Raw genomic sequence first — 20,520 nt, forward strand, 5'->3', positions numbered from 1 at the left:
GTTATAATATTTTCTATACCTTTATTAGTACTAACTTTTAAACTTACAAAAGGATGAAAATCAATTTTTTAGTTTGTGCTATAGCTGCACTAGTTCCTTTAATTACTGGTTTTATTTGGTACGGACCATTATTCAAAAATGCTTGGATGAAAGAAATGGGATTCACCGAAGAAAGCTTACAAGGCGCTAATATGGGAATCGTTTTTGCTATTAGTTATGTATTAAGTTTTATTGTTTCTTTAGGTTTATTACCAGTTGTAATTCATCAAATGGGAATCTTTTCTACACTAGCTGGAGAACCAGGTTTTGTAAATCAAACTGGAGAAGCTTTTGACACTTATACTTCTCTTATGGAAACTTATGGTGGAAGATTTCGAACATTTAAACACGGTTTACTTCATGGAAGTATTTTAGGTTTTTTTGTGGCTTTACCAATTTTAGCAATACAAGCTATGTTTGAAAGAAAAACATTTAAATATATTACGATAAATGCTGGCTATTGGATAGTGACTCTGTCTATCATGGGAGGCATAATTTGCCAGTGGTTTTAAATAGAAAAATAGGAAAGCACCAATTTAGGTGCTTTTTTTATGTAACAAATTTATAGAAGTAGCTACTTATTTAACAACCAAACAAAATTACACGCTATGTTCAAACGTTTTTTAAATTTCGAAGTAAAACAATTTTTTCGATCTACGTTCTGGCAAAAAGGAATTGCTATAAATATAATTATGGGATTTTTTGCTCTATACTTAATGGTTTCATTTTTAAGTGTAGGAATCGGAGGTTTTTATATTTTAAAGAAAGTATTTCCAGAACAAGATCCATTTCAAATAGTTAACGGATTCTTATTGTTTTATGTAATCGGAGATTTAGTATTTAGATATGTAATGCAAAAATTACCGGTAATGAATATCAAACCATTATTGGTGCTAAATATCAAAAAGAAGCAATTGATTAATTATACATTAATTAAATCAGCGTTATCTCCTTTTAACTTTTTTAGTTTATTTTTCTTTGTTCCGTTTTCATTGGTCCTGATTAATGAAGGTTATCCTTCAAACAATGTGTTTAGTTGGTTAACAGGAATGATAACTATAGTTTTTGTAGTTAACTATTTAAATTTCATTACCAATAAAAGTAATATCGCTTTCGGAATTATAGTAACAGCTTTAGGAAGTATTATTGCATTACAACAATTCGGGATTTATGATTTCACAGGCGTAAGCGCAGCGATTTTTAATAGTTTATATAATAGCTGGATTTTTATCTTAGTTCCAGTTGTGTTATTAGTCGTTTTTTATATCGTTAATTATAAAAAATTAGAAACTCAATTATACTTAGATGATGCCGTAAAAGTGAAAGTAAAAGAAGCAAATACTAGTGATTTATCTTTTGTAGATAAGTTTGGAGATTTAGCTCCTTTTATAAAAAATGAAATGCGATTAATTTGGAGAAACAAAAGAACTAAAATGGTTTTTTTAATGTCTTTCCTATTCTTATTCTACGGTCTGGTATTCTATACAAATGATATGTATGAAACTAAAATGCGAGCGATGTTAATTTTTGCTTCATTATTTATCACTGGAGGTTTTGCAATTAATTACGGACAATTTGTTCCTGCTTGGGATAGTGAATATTATAGAATGATCATGACTCAGAACATAAGTTACCGTAAATTCTTAGAAAGCAAATGGCTAATCATGTCTACTGTAACCTTTGTGCTATACATTTTAAGTTTACCTTACATCTATTTTGGTTTAGATAAGTTTTTAATGATTACAGCCGGAGCAATTTATAATATTGGTTTTAATTCATTGTTCTTAGTCTGGTCAGGTTCTTACAATAGAAAAAGAATTGATTTAGAAGCCAGTGGTTTTGGTAATACTCAAGGAATAAGCGCAACTCAATTTTTAATAATGATACCAGTAATGGGACTTCCAATGTTATTATTCTCAGTGTTTAATGTTTTAATTGATTTCAACGCAGGAGTTTTAGCTATCGCAGTTTTCGGTTTATTGGGAATTCTTTTAAAGAATCCAATTATGAATCTTATTGAGAAAAAATATATCAAAGATAAATACGCAACAATACACGGTTTCAACCAAAAAAAATAAATTGATTATGATACAAGTAAAAAATATTTCAAAAAAATACGGATCAACAGAAGTTTTAAATGTTCAATCTTTAGATATTCCTACCGGAGAATCTTTTGGCCTAGTAGGAAACAATGGGGCAGGAAAAACAACATTATTCAACCTTTTATTAGATTTAATTCGTCCAACAACAGGAAGCATAGTTACTAATAACGTAACTGTAAATAAAAGTGAAGATTGGAAAAAATTCACAGGATCTTTTATAGATGAAAGTTTCTTGATTGGATATTTAACTCCACTTGAGTACTTCGAGTTTGTTGGTGATCTTAGAGGAATGAATAAAGCAGATATCCACGTTTTTTTACAAGACTTTGAAGAGTTTTTTAACGGAGAAATTTTAGGAAAAAGAAAGTTCTTAAGAGATTTAAGTAAAGGAAATCAGAAAAAAGCAGGAATCGTAGCCGCTTTAATTGGGAAACCTAAAGTAGTTGTTTTAGATGAGCCTTTCGCAAATTTAGATCCAACAACGCAAATTCGATTAAAGAATATTATCAAGAAACTTAAAGAAGATAAAGAAACTACAGTGTTAATTTCTAGTCACGATTTAAGTCATGTTACCGAAGTTTGTGATCGTATTGTTGTTTTAGAAAAAGGTAATTTGGTGAAAGATATTACTACAACAGCATTAAGTTTACAAGAATTAGAGACCTATTTCTCTTCTACCCTAGAAAATTAGGTTTTTATTTCTATTTTTACGCTCACCTGTACAATAAGATCTTTAGTTTATGTGTTGTACATGTAGAGCTCGTTTTATGAAAAATTTATACAAAGTACTTACTTTCATCATAGGTATAATTGTTGTCTATTCTTGTAGTACGAAGAAAGATACAATGATTAATAGGAATTTCCATGTGTTAAACACAAAGTATAATGTATTGTTTAACGGTGAACAAGCTTTCGAAAAGGGAATTAAAAACATTGAAACTAATTATACCGATAACTTTTGGAGAAGGTTGCCTTTAGAACCTATAAAGTTTGACGAAAGAAGTATTGGTGAATTGAGGTTTGGAAGCCCAGGAAGTGGATTTGATTCGAAAGATGATAAGCAAAAACAACCTGCCACTCCTTTTGATAGAGCTGAAGAAAAAGCAACAAAAGCGATTCAGAAACACTCTATGAATATTGCAGGTTATGAAAAAAACAGGCAAATCGATGACGCTTATTTATTGTTAGGTAAAGCAAGATATTACACGCAACGATTTATTCCTGCAATTGAAGCTTTCAATTATATTATTGCTAATTATCCAAAAGCAGATTTAATTTACGATACTAAAGTTTGGAGAGCTAAGGCTAATGTAAGATTAGAAAATGAAAAATTAGCAATAGAAACTTTAACACTTTTAGTAGATTTAGATAAAAACGAGCAAGACTTATCTGGTGAGCAACTTCAAGCTGCACATACTGCTTTGGCTATGGCGTATGAGAAAACAGATACAATTCAAAAAGTAATAGATAATTTAAAGAAATCTGCTTCTTTAGTTAATAACGAACAATCGTACAGAAACAGATTTGTATTAGGGCAAATTTATAGTGAGTTAAACCATAAAGATTCTGCAAGAACTGTTTTTAAATTACTTGCAGGTAATCGCAGTACGCCAAGAAAATATAAAGTTCACGCTTATATAGAATTGGTTAAAAACTTAGGAAAAGATTCTTCTAGCCTAGGTTTAATAGGAAAGTTTAAGAAACTAATACGAGATTCAGATAATAGAAAATATCATAACGAATTATATTATCATTTAGGAGTTTTAGAGGAAAAGAGAGATAGTATTACATTGGCTACAGATAATTATATCAAATCGTTAGAAGCCAAGAAAAATACAAACTATCAAAAAACGTATGCTTACGAACGTTTAGGGAATATTTATTTCAATAAACAAGAGTATTTATTAGCAGGTTCTTTTTACGACAGTGTTTTACAAGTTACTTCAGAAGAGTTTGAAAATGAAAAACGAATTCGTAGAATTAAAAGAAAGCAAAAAGGTTTAGAAAAGTTAAGGTCTTTTGAAGAGTTAGTTCAAACTAACGATAGTATTCTTAAGCTAACAGCGATGAGTAAAGAAGAGCAAACAGCCTTTTTTACGAAGTATATCGAAACCTTAAAAGAAGACGAAGAGCGTAAAAGACAACAATTAGCTAACTCGCAAAACTTTGGAAGTCAATTAGGAGGCGGAGCTTCTTTTGGTGGAAATAAAGGGAAATGGTATTTCTACAATTCACAATCAAAAGGTTTTGGAAAAGTTAACTTCACAAAAACTTGGGGTAATCGACCGTTAGAAGACAATTGGAGATGGTCTGATAAAACTAAGATTTCTGAAGAAGAGGAAGAAAATGAAGAAACCGAAAAGCTAGATAGTAGATACGAAGTCGATACATATATTTCAGCAATTCCTACAAATCAAGAAGAAATAAAAGCAATGCGTAGAGATAGAAACGAAGCATTGTATCAATTAGGTTTAATCTATAAAGAACAATTTAAGAATCCACAATTAGCTATTGATAAGTTTGAGCGTTTACTAACGTTAGATCATAAGCCAGAATTGAAACTACCGATTAATTATCATTTATATCAATTATATCAAACAACAGAAGAGAACGATAAGTCAGAAGAAAAGAAGAATTTAATAGTTACTAATTATCCTGATTCTAAGTTTGCTCAAATTATTTTAGAGCCAAATAAACGTTTAGAATCAGATGTTGAAGTAAGTGAAATTCATAAAAAGTATAAAAATATTTACAGCATGTATAAATTCAACATGAATGAAGAAGCTGTAGATCAAATAGATAAATTAGCGCCTGAAATTGAAAAGTCAGAATTAATTGCTAAATTTGCTTTACTTCGCGCATTGTGTATAGGTAAATACCAAAGTAAAGAAGAATACAAAAAGGCCCTTGAATTTGTAGCATTTAAATATGCAAATCAAATTGAAGGTCAGAAAGCTAACCAAATTATACAACTTTTAAAATAATTCCCTTATGTTCAGTAATAAGAATAAAAAAGATAATACAGTCGAAAGAAAATCTACAAGCAGAAATGTAATCGGTAAAGGAACTAGAATTACTGGTGATTTTATCTCTGAAGGAGACTTTAGAATAGATGGTACTTTAGAAGGAACATTAAAAACTAACGGAAGAGTTATCATCGGACAAGAAGGTTATATCAATGGAACAGTTGATTGTAACAATGCAGATGTAGAAGGAAAGTTTTCTGGAGAGTTTAATGTAGCTAATATCTTAACAGCAAAATCTACAGCTAATATTACAGGGAACGTAAACGTAGGGCAAATTTCTACAGAACCAGGAGCAGCTTTTAATGCAACATGTAACATGAAAGGTGCTGTTAAAGAATTAGGCAGTAAAGAATCTGATGCCAAAAAAGACAAACAAAAGTCAGCTTAAGCAATACGCTCGTTTTAGCGGAATAGCCATTCAAATGGGGATTACTATTTATCTAGGAAGTTTATTAGGTGAATGGCTAGATAACAAATACCCTAATTCAAATAACTTATACACTAAAATTTGTACTTTAGCAGCCGTTTTTATTTCCATGTATTCGGTAATAAAACAAGTGATTAATTTATCTAAAGACAATGATTAAGCGTATTCTTATTTTTACTGTAACTCTTATACTTCTTTTTTTATTAAGTTATTTTACAAATGCATATTTAGTAAAAGAGCTAACATTTTCATTTTCGCTTTTACAAGTATATTTATTTCATGTAATAGCCGCCTTCATTGTATATGGAATTGTTGAATTTGTTGCAAGTATTTTACCAAACCAAGCAGGCTATGCTTACTTAACATCTATATTTATAAAAATAGGTTTATTCGTATTAATTTTTAACGGATCTGTATTCGCAAAAGAGAATCTTTCGAGACCAGAAAGACTGTCTTTAGTAGTTCCGTTATTTCTTTTTTTAATTACAGAAGCAGTAGCAATTTCTAAATTATTAAATACGAAGCAATTCAATTAAACTATAACGATTTAGATACGATATGTAAGTATCTCTAAAAAAGAGTTTGTAGTTTTAATTAAATGTGTACCTTTGCACGGAAATTTAGAGACCATAATTCTACATTTAGTAAGGTATGATGATAGCAAAAAAATCTATCAAGTTTGTAGCAATACTAGCATTAGTATTTACTTCATTTAACGCATTCGCTGGAGGAGGAGAAACTCCAAGCAAAGGAGAACAGATTAATACTCCTGAATCCATTAACGGTTATATTAAACATCACTTAGCCGATTCACACGATTTTACATTGTATTCATATACTAATGATGCAGGTGAAAGAAAACACGTTGGTTTTCCGTTACCAGTAATCGTTTGGACGAGCAAAGGTTTAAAAACTTTCATGTCTTCTGCATTTCATCATAATGATGATGGTCATGTAGTAGTAGAAAAAGGTGGTGTTAAGTTTGCTAAAATTCATAGTAAGATTTATGAGTTAGATGCAGGTGCTGAACATGTTTCTTTTGATGAAGCTCATCACGCAACAAATGCACACAGAGTATTAGATTTTTCGATTACTAAAAGTGTGTTCGGAATGTTATTCGCAGGATTACTAATGTTCTTAGGATTTGGTTCTTTAGCTAAAGGATATAAAAAAGGAGCTATTCCAACTGGAGTTGGTCGTGTTCTTGAGCCTTTGGTGTTATATGTAAGAGATGAAATCGCAAGGCCAAATATTGGTGAGAAAAAATACAAGAAGTTCATGCCATACTTATTAACGGTATTCTTCTTTATCTGGATATTAAACTTATTAGGATTAACTCCAATAGGATTTAACGTTACAGGTCAAATTGCAGTTACAGTTTGTTTAGCTTTATTTACAGCTATAATCTATTTAAGTAGTGGCTCTAAAGATTTTTGGGCTCATACATTATGGATGCCTGGTGTACCAGTAGTATTAAGACCAGTGTTAGCAGTGATAGAATTAGTAGGGTTTGTTTTAATTAAGCCATTCTCGTTATTAGTTCGTTTATTCGCAAATATTACAGCAGGTCACTTCGTAGTAATGAGCTTAATTGCTTTAATGATTACTATGAAAAACCAATTTGGAGCTATAGCTTCAACAGGAATGTCTTTTGTTTTAGCAACGTTTATTATGGTAATTGAAGTGTTAGTAGCATTCTTACAAGCATTTATTTTTACCATGTTATCTGCTTTATTCATCGGAATGGCAGTAGAAGAGCATGAGCACGATCATGCACATCATTAATATAGAATAAGAATTTGTTTAATTATATAAATCAATTAGTATGTACAATTTAATTGGAGCAGGATTAATCGTAATCGGTGGAGGAATCGGATTAGGTCAAATCGGTGGGAAAGCAATGGAAGGAATTGCTCGTCAACCTGAGGCTGCTGGTAAAATCCAAACTGCGATGATCATCATTGGAGCTTTATTAGAAGGATTAGCATTCGGTGCTTTAATCTTAGGGAAAGCTTAAGGAATTAAAAAAGTAAAACATTTCCCTGTAACGGTTGGTTACAGGAAATGTTTTCAAATTAAACAAAAAAGATTTTTAAAAGAATAAATTAAATATAATGGATCAGTTATTAAATGATTTTTCGCCAGGGTTATTTTTCATGCAAGCGGTAATCCTTATCGTATTATTAGTTTTATTAGCTAAGTTTGCTTGGAAACCAATTTTAAGTTCTCTTGATGAAAGAGAAGAAGGTATTCAGAGTGCTTTAGATCAAGCTGAGAATGCTCGTAAGGAAATGCAAAACTTACAGGCTGATAACGAAAAATTATTAAAAGAAGCGAGAGCAGAGCGTGATGCAATGATGAAGGAAGCTCGTGAGATCAAAGATAAAATTATTGCTGATGCTAAAGAAGAAGCAGGAGAAGAAGCTTCTAAGATGATTGAAAATGCAAAAGCAACAATCAAGCAAGAGCAACAAGCTGCAATTGCAGAATTAAAGAAAAAAGTAGCAGAACTTTCAATTGGTATCGCTGAAACAGTTGTAAAGAAAGAATTAGCTTCTCAAGACGACCAATTAAAGCTTGTAGAAGGAATGTTAGAAGACGTTACTTTAAACTAATCAAGCATAATGAAACAGTCAAGACCAGCATTACGTTACGCAAAAGCGATATTAAACCTAGCTAAAGAGCAAGGTAATGATGCAGAAGTAAACGATAACATGAAACTTATCGCTGCTACTGTTGCTGAAAGTGACGATTTAGATGCTATGCTTAAAAGTCCAGTTATTAAAGCTTCTGATAAAAAGAAAGTATTAGATGCTTTATTTGGAGATAAAGTAAATAGTATCGGAAAAGGATTATTTAACTTATTAGCTGAAAATAAAAGAATGTCAATGTTAGAAAGTGTTGCTAAGCAATACACTATCATTTTCGATTATTACAAGAACATGCAAGTTGCTACAGTAACTACAGCAGTTGCTTTAAGTTCAGAATTAGAAGCTAAGATCCAAAAGAAGATTGTTGAAATTACTGGAAACAGTGCAACAATTGAAAACGTAATAAATCCAGATATTTTAGGTGGATTTATTTTACGTGTAGGAGATGTGCAGTATGATGCAAGTATCTCTAACCAATTAAACGAATTAAGAAGAGAATTTGACAATAGTCATTATATTCCAAAAATTTAATTATACATCAAAAGATATAAGATGGCAGCAATTAAACCAGCTGAAGTATCAGCAATTTTAAAGGAACAATTAACGAATTTTGAATCAAAAGCTACGTTAAACGAAGTAGGAACTGTATTACAAGTAGGTGATGGTATCGCACGTGTTTACGGTTTATCTAACGTACAATATGGTGAATTAGTTGATTTTGGTAACGGTTTAGAAGGAATCGTATTAAACTTAGAAGAAGATAACGTTGGTGTTGTATTATTAGGAGCATCTACTGGAGTAAGTGAAGGTTCTACAGTAAAACGTACTGAAAGAATTGCTTCTTTAAAAGTTGGAGAAGGAGTTGTAGGTAGAGTTGTAGATACTTTAGGTAACCCAATTGACGGTAAAGGACCAATTGAAGGAGAAACTTTCGAAATGCCTTTAGAGCGTAAAGCACCAGGGGTAATCTATCGTCAACCAGTAACGGAGCCATTACAAACAGGTATTAAGTCTGTAGATGCAATGATTCCAATCGGACGTGGACAACGTGAGTTAATCATTGGAGACCGTCAAACTGGTAAGTCAACAGTTGCTATTGATACTATCTTAAATCAAAAAGAATTTTACGATGCAGGTGAGCCAGTATATTGTATCTACGTTGCAGTAGGTCAAAAAGGTTCTACAGTAGCTGCTATCGCTAACATGTTAGAAGAAAAAGGAGCTTTAGCTTATACAACTATTGTTGCCGCTAACGCTTCAGATCCTGCTCCAATGCAGGTATATGCACCTTTCGCAGGAGCTGCTATCGGTGAGTATTTCCGTGATACTGGTCGTCCAGCATTAATCATTTATGATGATTTATCTAAACAAGCAGTTGCTTACCGTGAGGTATCTTTATTATTACGTCGTCCACCGGGACGTGAGGCGTATCCTGGAGATGTATTCTACTTACACTCTAGATTATTAGAGCGTGCAGCAAAAGTTATTAATGACGATTCAATTGCAGCTCAAATGAACGACTTACCAGAGTCATTAAAGAGTAAAGTAAAAGGTGGTGGTTCTTTAACTGCATTACCAATTATTGAAACTCAAGCGGGAGACGTTTCTGCGTATATTCCAACAAACGTAATTTCGATTACTGATGGACAGATTTTCTTAGAGTCTGATTTATTTAACTCGGGTGTTCGTCCAGCGATTAACGTAGGTATTTCTGTATCTCGTGTAGGAGGTTCTGCTCAGATTAAGTCAATGAAGAAAGTATCTGGTACATTAAAGTTAGATCAAGCTCAGTACCGTGAATTAGAAGCATTCGCTAAGTTTGGTTCTGATTTAGATGCAGCTACAATGAATGTAATCTCTAAAGGTCAACGTAACGTTGAGATTTTAAAGCAAAATCAAGGAGATCCATTTACAGTAGAAGATCAGATCGCTATTATCTATGCAGGTTCTAAGAACTTATTAAAAGATGTTCCTGTAAATAAAGTAAAAGAATTCGAAGCAAATTATATTGAATTCTTAAATGCAAAGCATAGAGATACATTAGACACGTTAAAATCAGGTAAATTAACTGATGAGACTACTGATGTATTAACACAAGCAGCTAAAGAGATTTCTGCTAAATATTCAGCATAATTAAAACACATTTCCTCATTGAGAAATCATTGAGGAAATTCAAACAATTTTAAGTTCATATAGATGGCAAACTTAAAAGAAATACGTAACAGAATTACTTCGATTAAATCAACAATGCAGATTACATCTGCCATGAAAATGGTATCTGCTGCAAAGTTGAAAAAGGCACAAGATGCTATTACAGCAATGCGCCCTTATTCTTCTAAATTAACTGAACTTTTACAAAGTTTAAGTGCTACTTTAGAAGGAAATACAGGAGGAGCTTATTCTGAACAAAGAGAAGTAAACAAAGTTTTATTAGTTGCTGTTACTTCTAACAGAGGTTTATGTGGAGGATTTAACTCTTCTATCATCAAAAAAACTGTTGGTACAATTAATGAAACATACAACGGAGTAGAAGTTGACCTTTTAACTATCGGTAAAAAAGGAAACGACATCTTATCAAAAGAATATAATGTTGTTGAAAATAACAATAGTATTTTCGATGATTTAACTTTTGATAATGCTGCTGAAGTTGCTCAACAATTAATGGATTTATACGTTACAGGTACTTACGATAGAATCGAAATTATCTACAATCAATTTAAAAATGCTGCTACACAAATTGCAATGGTAGAGCAATTTTTACCTATTAAACCTGTTGAGGGAGAAAACAATGTTAGTTCAGACTATATCTTCGAACCTTCTAAAGAAGAAATAGTTTTAGAATTAATTCCTAAGTCATTAAAAACTCAGTTATATAAAGCAATTCGTGATTCATTTGCTGCCGAACACGGTGCTCGTATGACTGCAATGCACAAAGCAACAGATAATGCTAAGGAATTACGTGACGATTTATTATTAACATATAACAAAGCGCGTCAGGCTGCAATTACTAATGAAATTTTAGAGATCGTTGGTGGAGCAGAAGCATTGAACAACTAAGAATATTTAATATTTATATATTTGAAAGCGAATCTCAAAAGATTCGCTTTTTTAATTTAAAACTACCATAAGCTATGAAACAATCAATCTTTATTATTTTATCATTTTTTTATGCAATCACTTTAGTATCTCAAGACGATGGTTATGCGAGTGAAAAGAAAATGGAAAAACCTAAAGTAATTACAATTAATAAGGAATCAGAAGATATTCCTTTTACTATTATCGAGGAAGTTCCTGTACATCCTAAATGTCAAGATTTAATCACAAATGCTGAAAAGAAAAGATGTTTGAATGTTATGATGATTAAACACGTACAGAGACATTTTAATGCAGGATTAGCTAATTGTATTGAAGAAAAGACAGTTTACAATCCAGATACTGAGAAAAATGAAAAACAATGTGTAGGTTTAAGACCCGGTAAAAAGAAGATTTACATTCAGTTTAAGATCGATGTTACAGGTGAAGTTGTTGATATTAAAGTAATGGCACCTCATAAAACTTTGGAAGAAGAAGGAGTTAGGTTAGCAAAACTTTTACCTAAAATGATACCTGGGAAACAAAAAGGTAAGCCTGTTAAAGTTGCTTATACCTTACCAATAACTTTCAATGTAGATTAAACACAGGGAATAGAAAATCTATTTAATTCCAAAGACAATTCTTATGAAAAAAGCTTTTCTTTTATTGCTTCTTACAGGAATAGGAGTGATAGGTTATTCTCAGAATGACACTATAAATACATCGTCAGAAATAGTAAAAGTAGAACGACCTCCAGTACATAGGAGATGTAGAAAATTTAAAACAGCTGAAGAAATAGGGAGTTGTTTAAATAAACAAGTTAAAAAACATTTTAATAGAGCTTTTTATATCGATTATGATTGCATTGTAAAAAAGCATGTATTTGATGCTAAGAAAAATAAAAAAGTATTCAAATGTATTCCTTTAGACGCTGGTAAGTATGTGGTTTACGTTCAGTTCAAAATAAACAAAGAAGGTTATATCAAAGATATAACAGTAAAAAATGCTCCTCATATAGCTGTTGAGAGAGAAGCTATTCGAGTAATAAAACGAATTCGAAAAATGAAGGAACCTGCAGAGCTTAGTGGAATTCCTGTTGAAGTAGGTTATACTTTACCATTTACGATTACTGTAGAAGAATAAAAAACGAATCCATTTGGATTCGTTTTTCTGTTTATATATAAAATCTATAAGATCAGACATGTAACTTTTTCTATGAATTTCACTTTGTTTTTTAAGGTGAATTAATGTTAAATTTGTTCTTCAAGTTTGTTTTTTTCATTAGATTTGATTCAAAGAAGAAAGAAAAAATAGCTATTAAAATTCACAATTCTTTAATTTTTAAAAACTAGTTGTTTAGTGTTTATTTGCTAGATAAACTACAGTTATATGTGCGCACATATATCGTCGTTTGTCTTTTTATTTAGTACTTAACAACTATAATATTAATCATCCTTTTTAAATTTAAACTAGAAAATGAAATCAGTTTTCAAAGTATTATCAATTTTCATGTTGATAGCAGTCCTTAATTCATGTCAAAATGAAGAAGAACAATTAATTCCTAATGAGTCATCTTCTGATGTTGTAAACACATTAACAAAAGAAGATTCTGAATTATCTGCAAGATCATCTAACATTTGTAATTTCGATATAATTACAGCCAATAGAAGTAATATTGTTAGAATTGGAGAAGTAAAAACATTTACAGTTTCGAATAATGTTCCAAATAATGTTTCTTTTAAATGGTCTGTAATAGATGGAGCAGGAATTCAAATATTAGGTTCAACTACATCTAGAACTTTTACTGTTAAAATTAGTAGTGGTTTTAGAGTTGGAGCAATAAGATTAGAAACAAACTATAGTGGAAATTGTAACTTAGAATTTAGTATTTATCTTAATGGAATTTTTAACAGTTGTTCTAGTGTTATTACTCCGCCAACTCCATCTCCAATTTATTCTAACTTCAGACCACCTGTGCCAGATGGTTATTTTAAAGATAATTTAGGATCAAATTATATTTGTGTAGGTACAATTGCTAACGAATTATCGGTACCATATGAGCCTTGTACAACTTACAATTGGAGTATTAGTCCAGCAGGAAATGATACGGCAATTATTTATCCTTCTAGGAACAATGCGACGGTAATAGTTAAAAAAGCAGGAATCTATAAAGTTAATTTAACGACTTCAAATAGAAATGGAACTAGATACGAACAATTCATATTAAGAGCAGAGAATTGTGATACCACTCCAGGTGGTGGAGGATTTGGAGGCTTCTAAAATGAGTAAAAGAAAAGTAAACCTTAAAAAAGGTTTACTTTTTTATCATATTCTCAATTTCAGATAAAATAGTATTAGCGTCAATTCCACAAATTTGATGCAATTCTGCTACTGTACCGTGATGTATAAACTGATCTGGTATTCCTAAAACTTTAATTTGATTTTTATAATCATGTGTAGATGCAAACTCTAAAATGGCAGAACCAAATCCGCCTTTTATAGTTCCGTCTTCAATTGTGATTATTTTATCAAACTTTTTAAAGATGCTATGTAATAGCACCTGATCAAGTGGTTTTACAAAGCGTAAATCGTAATGTGCAACTTGATTCTTTTCTTTTGTTAATTTTAAAGCCTCTGAGACGTTTTTAGCTATCGAACCAATAGAAAGTATAGCAATGTTGTTTCCTTGTTGTAAACAAGCTCCTTTTCCTATAGAAATCGATTCAAAAGGTAATTGCCAATCAATAGTAACTCCCTTTCCTCTCGGATAACGAATAGCGATAGGGTTTTCTAAGCCTAATTGTGCAGTATATAAGATGTTTCTTAACTCAATTTCATTGCGCGGAGCGAAAATAGTTAGATTCGGAATGCAACGTAAATATGCAATATCAAAAACTCCATGATGTGTTGCTCCATCTTCACCTACAAGTCCGGCACGATCTAAACAGAAAACAACAGGTAAATTTTGTAAAGCTACATCGTGAATAATTTGATCGTAAGAGCGCTGTAAAAAAGTTGAGTAAATATTGCAATAAGGTATCAATCCTTCTGCGGCCATACCAGCAGCTAAAGTAACTGCGTGTTGTTCTGCAATTCCAACATCAAAAGTTCTCTTCGGAAACTTTTCTAACATAAATTTTAATGAACTCCCAGTTAACATAGCTGGAGTAATTCCAACAATTTTATCGTTTTGTTCAGCAAGCTCAACAATGGTTTTACCAAAAACATCTTGATATTTTGGAGGTTCAATATGATTTGGTTTCGGAATTATATCTCCAGAAACTTTATCAAATTTCCCCGGAGCATGATATTTTACTTGATCTTCTTCTGCTTGTCGTAATCCTTTTCCTTTGGTAGTAACAACATGTAAGAATTTCGGACCAGGAATATCTTTTAGTCGCTGTAATTCGCGAATTAGTTCTTCTAAATTATGACCGTCAACCGGACCAGAATAATCGAAGTTTAATGCTTCAATAATATTATCTTGAGAAACATCACTTCGTTGTAATTTAACTCGTGTTAAGTATTCTTTTAAAGCACCAACTGCAGGATCAATTCCAATAGCATTATCATTTAAAATAACAAGTAAGTTGGCATCAGTAACTCCGGCGTGATTTAAAGCTTCGAAAGCCATTCCACTGGCAATCGATGCATCTCCAATAACTGCAACATGATGTTTATGTTCGCCTTTTAGTTGCGAAGCAATTGCCATTCCTAAAGCTGCAGAAATTGATGTTGAAGAATGTCCAACTCCAAAAGTGTCGTATTCACTTTCGCTACGTTTTGGAAACCCTGAAATACCATTAAGCTGACGATTGGTATGAAAGTTATCTTTTCGTCCAGTTAAGATTTTATGTCCGTATGCTTGGTGTCCAACATCCCAAACCAATAAATCTTTAGGAGTATTAAATACATAATGTAACGCTATTGTAAGTTCGATAACACCTAAGCTAGCACCTAAATGACCTTCTTTTGTAGCTACAATATCGATAATGAATCTACGAAGTTCTTGAGCTACTTGAGGCAATTCCTTTGTATCTAATTTTCTAAGATCTGAAGGAAGTGAAATAGTATTTAATAGCTTTTCCAACATGAGACAAAGTTAATGATAAGTTGGAAGTAAGAAGTTGGGAGTTTCGTTTTTTTTGATTTATTAGAATGATTTCAAACTAACACTTTTACTAACTTTGCAGTATGAGTAAATTGTATTTGGTACCAACACCTATTGGAAACTTAGAAGATATCACATTTAGAGCTTTAAAAGTGCTAAAAGAAGTTGATTATATTTTAGCGGAAGACACGAGAACAAGTGGTAAATTATTAAAGCATTTTGATATTAGTACGCCAATGCAATCGCATCATATGCATAATGAGCATAAAACAGTTGAGAATATTGTAAAGCGAATTCAAGCTGGAGAAATATTTGCTTTAATTTCAGATGCAGGTACTCCAGCAATTTCAGATCCTGGTTTTTTATTAACTCGCGCTTGTATTCAAAATAATGTCGAAGTTGAATGTTTACCAGGAGCAACGGCTTTTGTTCCGGCTTTAGTGAATTCTGGATTACCGAATGATAAGTTTGTTTTTGAAGGCTTTTTACCTGTAAAAAAAGGTCGTCAAACACGATTGAAATTTCTTGCTGAAGAAACTCGAACAATGATTTTCTATGAAAGTCCGCATAAACTTTTAAAAACATTAACCAATTTTTCTGAATATTTTGGTGAAGATCGTTTAGTTTCAGTTTCTAGAGAATTGACAAAAATGTTTGAAGAAACCAAACGAGGAACTGTAAAAGAAGTACTATCATATTATACAGAGAAACCTGCCAAAGGCGAGATTGTAATTATTGTTGATGGTAAAAAATAAGTTATACTAACTTATATTCAGGATATTGCTCTTCTAATAATTCTTCAGCTTTATTAGGAATAACATGTACTGTTACGTGAGCAATTATAATTGTTAGTACTATAATAGCAGCACAGAAAAATCTGCTAGTTTGGCTCAACTCTAAAAAATTATGATTGTTTGGTAAAGAAAAATCAACCGTATAAAATAAAATTAGAGCTAAATTTCCAACACCTTGAGCTAAAATGATGTTTTCAAGCATCCACTTTTTTCCAGTTGCCTTTTGTTTACGAGCAATCTTTTTTCTTGATTGAAACATTTTAATCAATTCAAAACAGATAATACAAAAGTAAATTGCAGTATAAATGTAAAATGCATGATTAAAGCTTTGAACTTCATAAAATAGCCAAACTAGAAAAGTAGTAAGAATAATTTTAGGTAGTTTAAACCACTCTTTTACAAAACGTAATATGATTTTTAAATATCTTTTTGAAAGTTGACGTTGCTTTTCTTCAACTACATCCATAAAACCATAAATACCAAATTTTTTAAAAGAAGCATCTCTCGCTTTTTCGAAAGATAACTCAGGATTTTCTTCCCAAGTAGCTTCGATATCATTTGCTAAATGATCTACCAATTCGGTTTGAACATCATAATATTCAACATAATGTTTTCTGGTAAATGTATATAAATCTTGTATTTGTGTATCTGTTAATTTCATAACTGTTTTTTAATGAGATAATTCTTTTTCAATCAAATTAAAACGAACTATAATACTTAGTATTCGGCATAGGTTTTTTGTAAAAGTTCTTTGGTTCTTTTAGGTATGATTATTAAATCAATATAACTAAATACTAAAAAAAGTACTACAGTAAGGGACAACGCTATTTGTTGCAGATTTCTGAAGTAGATAAAACTATTATCTTCTCTTAATAGAAATTTTGAAAAGAAAAAAAGAATTACAAAAGGATGAATAGAATATATCTCTTTGATTTCATCAAGTGTCCATCGTTTGGTGATTTTATCTTTTCTGTTGATAAACATTTTTTTACCTAACTTTAAAATTGTTATCATCTTAATAGTCATTAGTATGTTAACTATAGCCAGAATAAAATAATTGGAATAGCTTACTTTTTGTAGTTCAAAAATCACCAAAGCAGCGATAAATATTAGAATTATCTTAGGAAAACTAAACCAATCTCTGATGATGTCAGAAACTATTTTATAGTTCTTTTTTATTAGTGAAAAAACTCTATTAGTTTCAAATTTTGAAAAACCATTTTGTCCAAATTTTTGAAAAGCTAAATATTTAGCGTGTTCAAAATCAATGGTTGGATTTTCAGTCATTATTGCTTCGATATCATTTGCTAAATGATCTACTAATTCAATTTGAATATCATAATATCGAACATCGTTTTGACTAGTAAACGTATATAAATCTTGTATTTGTGTATCTGTTAATTTCATAGCGTTTTTAATTTTTTATAAATATTATTTGTTTTGGTAAATTCTTTAAAGAAAAAATTGAATCCAATGTAAGAATAGAAAAGTGTGGAACTAAAGATTAAAGAAATTGCTACAGGATAATCGAAAACATTAAAATTGAAAAACACTTTAGGAATATGAATGAAAATATTCAATATAGATAATCCGAAAAAAGCTAATGATGCAGTATGACCTAATTGTAACGACTTGTAATATGCTTTTTTTGAAAGAAAATATCCTAATGGAATCAAGTATGCCAACATAATAAGTATCATACTGTATTTTAGTATTGATTTGTAATGAGCTATTTCATAAAGTAAAAACAATACAAAGAAAAAAGCACTAATTACTAAAGGGTTTGACAAGGCTTTTTTTCTAAATTCAGAGAAATTCCTTCTTATTTTCTTCGAAGTAGAATTATGATATTGTTTAATAACATTTTCAAAAGAACTACCATTAAAATTTTCTTTCCAACCTAACTTTTTAAAAACATCCCAAAGAGCAGTTTTAAAATCTATATTATCAGGTGTGTTTTCTAATTCAGAAACTACATGATCTAATAATTCAATTCTAGCATCCCAATATTTAATTCCATTTTCCTCAAGTAGATTATCGATGTAAGTAACTTGTTCATTTGTAATTTCCATAACTATTGAATTAAATATTTATAGGTGTTGAAAATTTTATTTTGTTTCTGAAAGAAGTTTATATGAACTAACGATGTTATTGTTAATGATATTAAATACATAAACATTGTAGTTTTTGAATAGTTTCCATCATAAATAGTAGTACTGATATTAGGGAAATTTATAATCAACACCGAAGAAACCGAGTTTACAGCAACATAAAATCGTATGAGTTTTATATTTCTGTAAGACTTAGGAATTCGATACGAAACATATAAAGTAACCATATACCACAGCAGAAGCAGAGAAAAATAAATGATTGATAGCTCTTTAAAGTAAACATCTCCAAACCTTATAGATACTAGAACAAAAAAAGTAATTGTAAATAAATATTTTGGTTGTACAACCAAATTAAATAACTCTTTGCAAAGATTTTTAAAATAATACCAATTCAGCTTTTTAAGCTGTTTGTTATATTTTTTTAAAAGTGACTTTTTCTTGCTTAGCATGTATCTTAAAAAAGAAGTATTAAAGCCATCGTGTTCAAAAAATGAATCGATATCTTCAATATTATTTTCAATATCAGAAGCAATATGATCGATCATTTCCACACGAATATCTATATACTCAATTCCAATACCTTCTAAAAAAGTATTAATTTTTTGTATTTGTTCTCTGGTTAATTCCATAGCTATTCCCCTTTACTCTAAACCTAATTTAGGATTCACCAAATGCTGCATAGTATTTAAAAACTCTTGCATTTGCTGTAGCCGATTCACAGTTTCTTTAGTTCCAGTTTCAGTAAGTTTATAATACTTTCTCAAGCGATTTCCCACTTTTGCGACTTCTACATCTAACAAACCTTCGGCTTCGAGTTTATGTAATGCAGGATATAAAGCTCCTTCTGTTATTTGTAATTCTCCTTTCGTTAGTTCCTTTACTTTTTGAGTAATTTCATAACCATACATTTTGTCTTGTTCTGCAAGCAATTTTAAAATGATAGTTTGTAAAGAACCTTTATACAATTTTTGATTTCCCATGATTAAGATTTTTCATATACCTAAAAAACTTAGGTATGCAAATATACATAAATTTCTTATACATAAAAACCTTAGGTATGTTTTTGAAGCTGTTTTATGCTTACGATTCTTCTTTTCTTTAGTATTTTTGTTCAAATTTTTTTCAAATGAGTCAATTTTATCCAATCAAAATAAAAGATATCATTAGAGAGACATCATCTGCAGTTTCTTTAGTTTTTGATATTCCTTCTGAATTACAAAATGATTTTAACTTTATTGCTGGTCAGTATATTACTTTAAAAACTGAAATCAATGGAGCAGAAGTAAGGAGAGCATATTCGTTATGTTCATCTCCAAAAAGTGGTGAAGTAAAAGTGGCTATTAAAGCTGTAGAAAACGGAACATTCTCTGTATATGCAAATGAAAAGTTAAGTGTTGGAGATACATTAGATGTTTCTAAGCCTGAAGGAAAATTTATTTTAGAACCGGCTGAACAAAAAAATTATATTGGTTTTGCTGCCGGAAGTGGAATTACACCTGTGCTTTCTATGGTAAAATCTGCTTTAGAAGCTAATACGTCTGCTACATTTACTTTAGTTTATGGAAATAAATCTGTAGCTGATACGATTTTTTATAAAGAACTTGCTGAATTAAAAACACAATATGCAGAGCGTTTTAATTTAAGTTATGTGTTTAGTAGAGAAAATGTTGAAGGTGCTGTTTTTGGAAGAATAGATAAAGCTCACGTAAACTATTTTATTAAAAATATTTATAAAGAAATTAGCTTCGAAAATGCATTTTTATGCGGACCAGAAGAAATGATCAATATTGCTTCAGAAACGCTTATCGAAAATGGCTTTGCTAAAGAAAATGTATTATTCGAATTATTTACTGCTTCTGTAGACGTAGATGCTGCAAAGCAAGTTAAAGAAGGTGAATCTGAAATTACTGTAGTATTAGATGATGAAAAAACTACATTTTCAATGCCTCAAGATTCTGATATTTTAGCTGAAGTTTTGCGTAAAAATATAGATGCTCCATATTCTTGTCAAGGTGGAGTTTGTAGTAGTTGTATCGCTAAAGTTACTGAAGGAAAAGCTGTAATGGTGAAAAATCAAATTTTAACTGATGAAGAGTTAGAAGAAGGTTTCATATTAACATGTCAAGCACATCCAACAACTCCTACAATTACTGTAGATTTTGACGATGTTTAAAAAAACAAAAAAAA

Annotated in this window: 24 protein-coding genes; 18 read left to right on the forward strand and 6 right to left on the reverse strand. The window is 30.8% G+C overall.

The genetic code is table 11. The features are described 5' to 3' along the window. Positions 1 to 53: 53 nt before the first annotated feature. The 16 genes from Q1A15_RS04865 to Q1A15_RS04940 all read left to right on the forward strand — a co-directional run bounded on the left by Q1A15_RS04865 (position 54) and on the right by Q1A15_RS04940 (position 13,597). Positions 54 to 551, forward strand: coding sequence for a DUF1761 domain-containing protein (locus Q1A15_RS04865; RefSeq protein ID WP_299619629.1), 498 nt, complete (start codon positions 54 to 56; stop codon positions 549 to 551). A 96-nt stretch (positions 552 to 647) separates the two neighbouring features. Further along, positions 648 to 2,117, forward strand: a complete 1,470-nt coding sequence (locus Q1A15_RS04870; protein WP_299619632.1) for a DUF5687 family protein — start codon at positions 648 to 650, stop codon at positions 2,115 to 2,117. 7 nt (positions 2,118 to 2,124) lie between these two features. Next, entirely contained in the window at positions 2,125 to 2,832 is a 708-nt protein-coding gene (locus Q1A15_RS04875) for an ABC transporter ATP-binding protein (protein ID WP_299619635.1), read from the forward strand. Positions 2,833 to 2,908: 76 nt separating this feature from the next. Next, positions 2,909 to 5,125: a tetratricopeptide repeat protein gene (locus Q1A15_RS04880; RefSeq protein WP_299619638.1), complete on the forward strand. Its 2,217-nt coding sequence runs from the start codon at positions 2,909 to 2,911 to the stop codon at positions 5,123 to 5,125. Between the two features lie 7 nt (positions 5,126 to 5,132). Further along, positions 5,133 to 5,555 (forward strand): polymer-forming cytoskeletal protein, encoded by a 423-nt coding sequence (locus Q1A15_RS04885; protein ID WP_299619641.1) that lies wholly within the window; start codon positions 5,133 to 5,135, stop codon positions 5,553 to 5,555. Then, the gene (locus Q1A15_RS04890; protein WP_299619644.1) at positions 5,524 to 5,754 is read left to right on the forward strand and encodes an AtpZ/AtpI family protein; all 231 of its coding nucleotides are present in this window, start codon (positions 5,524 to 5,526) and stop codon (positions 5,752 to 5,754) included. Before Q1A15_RS04885 ends, Q1A15_RS04890 begins: the two co-directional genes overlap by 32 nt. Continuing rightward, positions 5,747 to 6,130 carry a DUF6168 family protein gene (locus Q1A15_RS04895; protein WP_299619647.1) on the forward strand — a complete coding sequence of 128 codons (384 nt, stop codon included), beginning with the start codon at positions 5,747 to 5,749 and terminating at the stop codon, positions 6,128 to 6,130. The genes Q1A15_RS04890 and Q1A15_RS04895 overlap by 8 nt, the downstream gene beginning before the upstream one ends. A gap of 115 nt (positions 6,131 to 6,245) precedes the next feature. After that, positions 6,246 to 7,379 (forward strand): F0F1 ATP synthase subunit A, encoded by a 1,134-nt coding sequence (gene atpB, locus Q1A15_RS04900; RefSeq protein WP_299619649.1) that lies wholly within the window; start codon positions 6,246 to 6,248, stop codon positions 7,377 to 7,379. A gap of 40 nt (positions 7,380 to 7,419) precedes the next feature. After that, positions 7,420 to 7,611 carry an ATP synthase F0 subunit C gene (gene atpE / locus Q1A15_RS04905; protein WP_013620961.1) on the forward strand — a complete coding sequence of 64 codons (192 nt, stop codon included), beginning with the start codon at positions 7,420 to 7,422 and terminating at the stop codon, positions 7,609 to 7,611. A gap of 97 nt (positions 7,612 to 7,708) precedes the next feature. Beyond that, complete coding sequence (locus Q1A15_RS04910; RefSeq protein WP_299619652.1) at positions 7,709 to 8,209, forward strand: F0F1 ATP synthase subunit B; 501 nt, start codon at positions 7,709 to 7,711, stop codon at positions 8,207 to 8,209. Positions 8,210 to 8,218: 9 nt separating this feature from the next. Next, positions 8,219 to 8,776, forward strand: a complete 558-nt coding sequence (gene atpH / locus Q1A15_RS04915) for an ATP synthase F1 subunit delta (protein ID WP_299619655.1) — start codon at positions 8,219 to 8,221, stop codon at positions 8,774 to 8,776. A gap of 21 nt (positions 8,777 to 8,797) precedes the next feature. Further along, positions 8,798 to 10,378: a F0F1 ATP synthase subunit alpha gene (gene atpA, locus Q1A15_RS04920; RefSeq protein WP_299619657.1), complete on the forward strand. Its 1,581-nt coding sequence runs from the start codon at positions 8,798 to 8,800 to the stop codon at positions 10,376 to 10,378. 63 nt (positions 10,379 to 10,441) lie between these two features. Next, positions 10,442 to 11,302: an ATP synthase F1 subunit gamma gene (gene atpG / locus Q1A15_RS04925; RefSeq protein ID WP_299619660.1), complete on the forward strand. Its 861-nt coding sequence runs from the start codon at positions 10,442 to 10,444 to the stop codon at positions 11,300 to 11,302. A gap of 74 nt (positions 11,303 to 11,376) precedes the next feature. Then, on the forward strand, positions 11,377 to 11,919 hold the full coding sequence (locus tag Q1A15_RS04930; protein WP_299619663.1) for an energy transducer TonB: 543 nt from the start codon (positions 11,377 to 11,379) through the stop codon (positions 11,917 to 11,919). A 43-nt stretch (positions 11,920 to 11,962) separates the two neighbouring features. Further along, positions 11,963 to 12,460 (forward strand): energy transducer TonB, encoded by a 498-nt coding sequence (locus Q1A15_RS04935; protein ID WP_299619665.1) that lies wholly within the window; start codon positions 11,963 to 11,965, stop codon positions 12,458 to 12,460. Between the two features lie 333 nt (positions 12,461 to 12,793). Continuing rightward, positions 12,794 to 13,597 carry a hypothetical protein gene (locus tag Q1A15_RS04940; protein WP_299619668.1) on the forward strand — a complete coding sequence of 268 codons (804 nt, stop codon included), beginning with the start codon at positions 12,794 to 12,796 and terminating at the stop codon, positions 13,595 to 13,597. 34 nt (positions 13,598 to 13,631) lie between these two features. On the opposite strand, the gene dxs is transcribed toward Q1A15_RS04940, so the two are convergent. Continuing rightward, positions 13,632 to 15,410, reverse strand: coding sequence for a 1-deoxy-D-xylulose-5-phosphate synthase (dxs, locus tag Q1A15_RS04945; RefSeq protein ID WP_299619671.1), 1,779 nt, complete (start codon positions 15,408 to 15,410; stop codon positions 13,632 to 13,634). Positions 15,411 to 15,511: 101 nt separating this feature from the next. Here dxs and rsmI point away from each other — a divergent pair, with 101 nt between their 5' ends. Then, a complete protein-coding gene (rsmI, locus tag Q1A15_RS04950) occupies positions 15,512 to 16,183 on the forward strand; it encodes a 16S rRNA (cytidine(1402)-2'-O)-methyltransferase (RefSeq protein WP_299619674.1) in 672 nt (223 codons plus the stop codon). A gap of 1 nt (position 16,184) precedes the next feature. On the opposite strand, the gene Q1A15_RS04955 is transcribed toward rsmI, so the two are convergent. From Q1A15_RS04955 to Q1A15_RS04975, 5 genes are read right to left on the reverse strand one after another with little or no spacing between them, the layout of a single operon-like run. Next, positions 16,185 to 16,883 (reverse strand): hypothetical protein, encoded by a 699-nt coding sequence (locus Q1A15_RS04955; protein ID WP_299619677.1) that lies wholly within the window; start codon positions 16,881 to 16,883, stop codon positions 16,185 to 16,187. A 56-nt stretch (positions 16,884 to 16,939) separates the two neighbouring features. Further along, positions 16,940 to 17,629, reverse strand: a complete 690-nt coding sequence (locus Q1A15_RS04960) for a hypothetical protein (protein WP_299619680.1) — start codon at positions 17,627 to 17,629, stop codon at positions 16,940 to 16,942. Next, positions 17,626 to 18,294, reverse strand: a complete 669-nt coding sequence (locus Q1A15_RS04965; RefSeq protein WP_299619683.1) for a hypothetical protein — start codon at positions 18,292 to 18,294, stop codon at positions 17,626 to 17,628. The genes Q1A15_RS04960 and Q1A15_RS04965 overlap by 4 nt, the downstream gene beginning before the upstream one ends. A gap of 2 nt (positions 18,295 to 18,296) precedes the next feature. Continuing rightward, positions 18,297 to 18,962: a hypothetical protein gene (locus Q1A15_RS04970; RefSeq protein WP_299619686.1), complete on the reverse strand. Its 666-nt coding sequence runs from the start codon at positions 18,960 to 18,962 to the stop codon at positions 18,297 to 18,299. Between the two features lie 12 nt (positions 18,963 to 18,974). Further along, entirely contained in the window at positions 18,975 to 19,313 is a 339-nt protein-coding gene (locus Q1A15_RS04975; RefSeq protein ID WP_299619689.1) for a PadR family transcriptional regulator, read from the reverse strand. Between the two features lie 146 nt (positions 19,314 to 19,459). Between Q1A15_RS04975 and Q1A15_RS04980 the strand changes: the two genes are divergently transcribed. Continuing rightward, entirely contained in the window at positions 19,460 to 20,506 is a 1,047-nt protein-coding gene (locus Q1A15_RS04980; protein ID WP_299619692.1) for a ferredoxin--NADP reductase, read from the forward strand. The last annotated feature ends 14 nt before the right edge of the window (positions 20,507 to 20,520 follow it).

Origin of the sequence: uncultured Tenacibaculum sp., assembly GCF_947495995.1 — a bacterium.
Lineage (GTDB): Bacteria > Bacteroidota > Bacteroidia > Flavobacteriales > Flavobacteriaceae > Polaribacter.

Bases quoted from the DNA above. Each gene is read 5' to 3' on its own strand.
- Q1A15_RS04865 (WP_299619629.1), top strand. From the start codon at position 54: ATGAAAATCAATTTTTTAGTTTGTGCTATAGCTGCACTAGTTCCTTTA.
- Q1A15_RS04870 (WP_299619632.1), top strand. From the start codon at position 648: ATGTTCAAACGTTTTTTAAATTTCGAAGTAAAACAATTTTTTCGATCT.
- Q1A15_RS04875 (WP_299619635.1), top strand. From the start codon at position 2,125: ATGATACAAGTAAAAAATATTTCAAAAAAATACGGATCAACAGAAGTT.
- Q1A15_RS04880 (WP_299619638.1), top strand. From the start codon at position 2,909: ATGAAAAATTTATACAAAGTACTTACTTTCATCATAGGTATAATTGTT.
- Q1A15_RS04885 (WP_299619641.1), top strand. From the start codon at position 5,133: ATGTTCAGTAATAAGAATAAAAAAGATAATACAGTCGAAAGAAAATCT.
- Q1A15_RS04890 (WP_299619644.1), top strand. From the start codon at position 5,524: ATGCCAAAAAAGACAAACAAAAGTCAGCTTAAGCAATACGCTCGTTTT.
- Q1A15_RS04895 (WP_299619647.1), top strand. From the start codon at position 5,747: ATGATTAAGCGTATTCTTATTTTTACTGTAACTCTTATACTTCTTTTT.
- atpB (WP_299619649.1), top strand. From the start codon at position 6,246: ATGATGATAGCAAAAAAATCTATCAAGTTTGTAGCAATACTAGCATTA.
- atpE (WP_013620961.1), top strand. From the start codon at position 7,420: ATGTACAATTTAATTGGAGCAGGATTAATCGTAATCGGTGGAGGAATC.
- Q1A15_RS04910 (WP_299619652.1), top strand. From the start codon at position 7,709: ATGGATCAGTTATTAAATGATTTTTCGCCAGGGTTATTTTTCATGCAA.
- atpH (WP_299619655.1), top strand. From the start codon at position 8,219: ATGAAACAGTCAAGACCAGCATTACGTTACGCAAAAGCGATATTAAAC.
- atpA (WP_299619657.1), top strand. From the start codon at position 8,798: ATGGCAGCAATTAAACCAGCTGAAGTATCAGCAATTTTAAAGGAACAA.
- atpG (WP_299619660.1), top strand. From the start codon at position 10,442: ATGGCAAACTTAAAAGAAATACGTAACAGAATTACTTCGATTAAATCA.
- Q1A15_RS04930 (WP_299619663.1), top strand. From the start codon at position 11,377: ATGAAACAATCAATCTTTATTATTTTATCATTTTTTTATGCAATCACT.
- Q1A15_RS04935 (WP_299619665.1), top strand. From the start codon at position 11,963: ATGAAAAAAGCTTTTCTTTTATTGCTTCTTACAGGAATAGGAGTGATA.
- Q1A15_RS04940 (WP_299619668.1), top strand. From the start codon at position 12,794: ATGAAATCAGTTTTCAAAGTATTATCAATTTTCATGTTGATAGCAGTC.
- dxs (WP_299619671.1), bottom strand. From the start codon at position 15,410: ATGTTGGAAAAGCTATTAAATACTATTTCACTTCCTTCAGATCTTAGA.
- rsmI (WP_299619674.1), top strand. From the start codon at position 15,512: ATGAGTAAATTGTATTTGGTACCAACACCTATTGGAAACTTAGAAGAT.
- Q1A15_RS04955 (WP_299619677.1), bottom strand. From the start codon at position 16,883: ATGAAATTAACAGATACACAAATACAAGATTTATATACATTTACCAGA.
- Q1A15_RS04960 (WP_299619680.1), bottom strand. From the start codon at position 17,629: ATGAAATTAACAGATACACAAATACAAGATTTATATACGTTTACTAGT.
- Q1A15_RS04965 (WP_299619683.1), bottom strand. From the start codon at position 18,294: ATGGAAATTACAAATGAACAAGTTACTTACATCGATAATCTACTTGAG.
- Q1A15_RS04970 (WP_299619686.1), bottom strand. From the start codon at position 18,962: ATGGAATTAACCAGAGAACAAATACAAAAAATTAATACTTTTTTAGAA.
- Q1A15_RS04975 (WP_299619689.1), bottom strand. From the start codon at position 19,313: ATGGGAAATCAAAAATTGTATAAAGGTTCTTTACAAACTATCATTTTA.
- Q1A15_RS04980 (WP_299619692.1), top strand. From the start codon at position 19,460: ATGAGTCAATTTTATCCAATCAAAATAAAAGATATCATTAGAGAGACA.